Here is a 3,174-nt window from a genome sequence, read left to right on the forward strand (position 1 = left end):
GGTGTGAACACGCCCCCATCCACCGCGCAGTCCCCGACCGCGGCCAGCAGCCGCGTACCGGGCATGGCCTGCCATGCCAGTTCCACAACCGGAGCCATTTCCACCGTCAGGCTGCCGGTCACCAGCAGCAGGCCGGCCTGTCGCGGCGTGGACACAAAACGGATATCGGAATGCCCTTCCACCAGGGCGCGCGACAGGCTGCGCAGTTCCAGCGCACAGCCGGAGCACCCCCCGGTTTCCATATGGAAGATGTCCAGCGGCAGCATACGGGGCAGCACCGCGCCTTCGGGCCAGAACAGGTTCAGATATGCCATCATCCCATCCTACAGGTCTGCCGACGCCGCCGACAGCCCGAGGGAGGCAAGGATAAGCGGCACATCTTCATACACCGCCCCCGACAGTACCTGCGGCAAAGCCTGAAACAGCAGCAGGGACGGGTCACCACACCACCATGCGGCCACCCGGCCATTTTCAACCCGCAGCCAGTGCCAGACAGGCCCGGTCGGCCCTTCGGCGCAGCCAATGCCCTCACCCGATCCATATTCATGCACAGATGCTGTCATAAGTGCCGCTGTATCCAGCCTGGACAGCATTTCAACCGCCGTTTCGACTTCATGCAGCCGTAGCGCAAGCCGGGCGGCCACATCACCCGCCATTGTGGGGTATCCGTCCGGCCAGCCGCCGGGCGGGCGGACCATATAGGGTCTCAGGTCTGATTCAGCACCGCCTGCACGCCCCACGCATCCGGCGATCCCCCATTGACCGGCCATATCCGCCGACAGGACACCCCGCCCCCGCGCCTGCATGGCCATGCCACGCGGCCGCCAGAACAGGCGTTGCAGCGCCTTGCAGCCCGCGCGCAGTTCCATCAGCAATTCAGGGGGGATGGACAGGATCCGTTCTGTCCCGCCCGCGGGCGGCAACACGTCAAACAGCAGGCGACTGCCACACATGTCCCGACAGGCCTGCCGCACCTGTTCCAGCAGGGTTGCCGCAAGGATGGCGAAACGCCCGTCCGCCAGCAGTTCGGCCGCGATCGTCAGCGTATCCAGATGGGCCATGATGCGCCCGAGTTCACCCACGAACATATCTACATCGCGCATTCCCCCGGCGCCATCCCCTTCCATTGCCGCAAGCGCGCCAGCAAAAGCCTGCTGGTGGGCCACCGTGGCCGTTGCGTCAATCCGGGCCACCAGTCGCGCGGCCTGCGCCACGGTCGCCCCGCGCATGCGCGCGCACAGGCCACGATGGGCGTAACCCATGCGGGACCGTACCTGCATGATCCGTTCCCCCGGCAGGCCCAGACGCAGGTGACAGGGCGCGTTAAAATCCCCCTCCGCCGGACCATGGCCCAATACGGTGCCACCGGCCCGCACCATGGTTGCATCATCAGTGAACTCCACGCCTTCGGGCGGCGCGGGGGCCGGTGGGGGCCGATCATGCAGGGGCCATGTCACCGGCCATCGTCCCTGATCCAGCCACGGGGCGCTGTCTGTTGCCCCCATGGCCTCGATCCCCCACAGATCGTGCACGATGCGTTCAGACGCACTGACCCCGGCCCGCGCCGGGGACAGCGCCAGGTAGCGTCCGTCCGTCACCGCGACACTGGCCAGCAGGGGATGCGTTCCCTCCATGAACAGGGCATGCACCTGCATTCCGTCCGACCATAGGCCAAGAAGCGGCAGGGTGGACCGGGACAGGGCCGCCGCCATGTCACGCCACCCCCCCTCATCCAGCACAAATCGTCCGTTACAGCCTGCGGGCGTACCCCGGCGGATCAGGGCTGCCACCTGCATCACCACGATCCGCCCCCCATCTGATAATACGCAGCACCAGCAAGCACCGCGCATCCCATGACCATCAACAACGTCGCCTGCACCCATGATGGCGTGCCATGCCCCGCCCCCATGCGCGCCGTCATTATCGGCCACAGACTGGCACCAGCCAGCACCGCCACGGGGGGCATTTCACCCATTTCCCCCACCAGTACCAGCACGACCGCCATGCCGGGCAGGGAGGGCGGCCACAGCATGTATCCCGACAGCCACCCGCCCGATGACGGCGTGCAGGCCACGACCAGCAGGCAGGCCGCCAGTGGCAGTCCCCCCATGAACCCATCCGGCAGGCCCGCAGCCAGCATGGCCCAGCCAGCCCAGTACCCTCCGGAAAAGGACTGTCCCTGCCGCGACAGGAGCGCCCATGCCAGACATACGCAGCCCATGAAGGTCAGCGCAGGCAACAGACCCGACCAGATATGGGCTGCCTGCGCCACAACCGGCAGAACGGCCAGTATTTCCATGTTCCAACCCGGTGCAACCGGCTCCGGACGGCCCGGAATGCCGCAGGCCAGCAGCAATCCGCCCACCAGCAGGATCGCCCCGGCCTGATCCTGCACCTGTCCCCATCCCGCCTGCAGCATGAACAGGCCACCCTGCGCCACCAGCAGGCCACCCAACCCCATACGCAGCGCCTGCCACCCGTCCCGGTCCAGCCCGCGCGGCCCGATCGCCAGCCCAAGCCGTGCCATCAGCCCGCAGCCCAGCAGGGCACCAAGCAGGTCACACCGCCCGAACGCACCGGCAAGGGCTGCAATACCGGACAGGAAAAAGGGCAGTACACCCTTCTCGCGCGGAAGCACCTCATCACCATGGCGCGGCCCGAAAACCCACACGCATAATGCCAGCGCGGGACCACATCCCATCATGATCCGCACCATATCGGGACCATGGCTGCTGCCCATGCCACACAGGATCAGCAGCAGCACAGCCAGCAGGCCACGCAGCGCCAGCGGCCCGCCCGTCACCAGCAGGGCGATCAGGGCCAGCACCATCCAGCCACCCAGCAGGCTGGCGTAAAGCGGCAGCGCCATCATGCCGCCCCGCCATGCGACCGGGGATGCGTGGCCAGCAGGATGTTCAGGCCAATCGCAGCAATGATCACCTCCGCCATGACAAGCAGGCTGCCCGCCCGTGCCGCCAGCAGCATGACGCCATCCAGCCCGCAGGCCAGCCCCGCGCACAACGCGACCGGCCCGCGGGCGATACACGCCCCCCACACCCCGCACAGGATGGCGGCCAGCCCCGTCATGCCCATAAGGCGCGCCGTCATGTCCACCTGTGGTCCCTGCATGATGACCTGCGCCAGCACGGCGATACAGGTCAGGCCGCCCACAAG

3 protein-coding genes and 1 pseudogene are annotated in these 3,174 nt (G+C 67.3%); all 4 read right to left on the reverse strand.

From position 1 onward, the window contains the following. On the reverse strand, positions 1 to 317 hold a 317-nt coding region (locus F1542_RS07200; protein WP_193732444.1), incomplete at its 3' end, for a formate hydrogenlyase. A gap of 6 nt (positions 318 to 323) precedes the next feature. Next, positions 324 to 1,796 carry an NADH-quinone oxidoreductase gene (locus F1542_RS07205; RefSeq protein WP_227672555.1) on the reverse strand — a complete coding sequence of 491 codons (1,473 nt, stop codon included), beginning with the start codon at positions 1,794 to 1,796 and terminating at the stop codon, positions 324 to 326. After that, a complete protein-coding gene (locus F1542_RS07210) occupies positions 1,796 to 2,872 on the reverse strand; it encodes a hypothetical protein (RefSeq protein WP_193732445.1) in 1,077 nt (358 codons plus the stop codon). Before F1542_RS07210 ends, F1542_RS07205 begins: the two co-directional genes overlap by 1 nt. After that, a pseudogene (locus F1542_RS07215) lies at positions 2,869 to 3,174 on the reverse strand (hypothetical protein); the annotation flags it as partial. The gene F1542_RS07210 and the pseudogene F1542_RS07215, both read right to left, overlap by 4 nt.

The organism is Komagataeibacter sp. FXV3 (assembly GCF_015155755.1).
GTDB lineage: Bacteria > Pseudomonadota > Alphaproteobacteria > Acetobacterales > Acetobacteraceae > Komagataeibacter.

Bases quoted from the DNA above. Each gene is read 5' to 3' on its own strand.
- F1542_RS07205 (WP_227672555.1), bottom strand. From the start codon at position 1,796: ATGCAGGTGGCAGCCCTGATCCGCCGGGGTACGCCCGCAGGCTGTAAC.
- F1542_RS07210 (WP_193732445.1), bottom strand. From the start codon at position 2,872: ATGATGGCGCTGCCGCTTTACGCCAGCCTGCTGGGTGGCTGGATGGTG.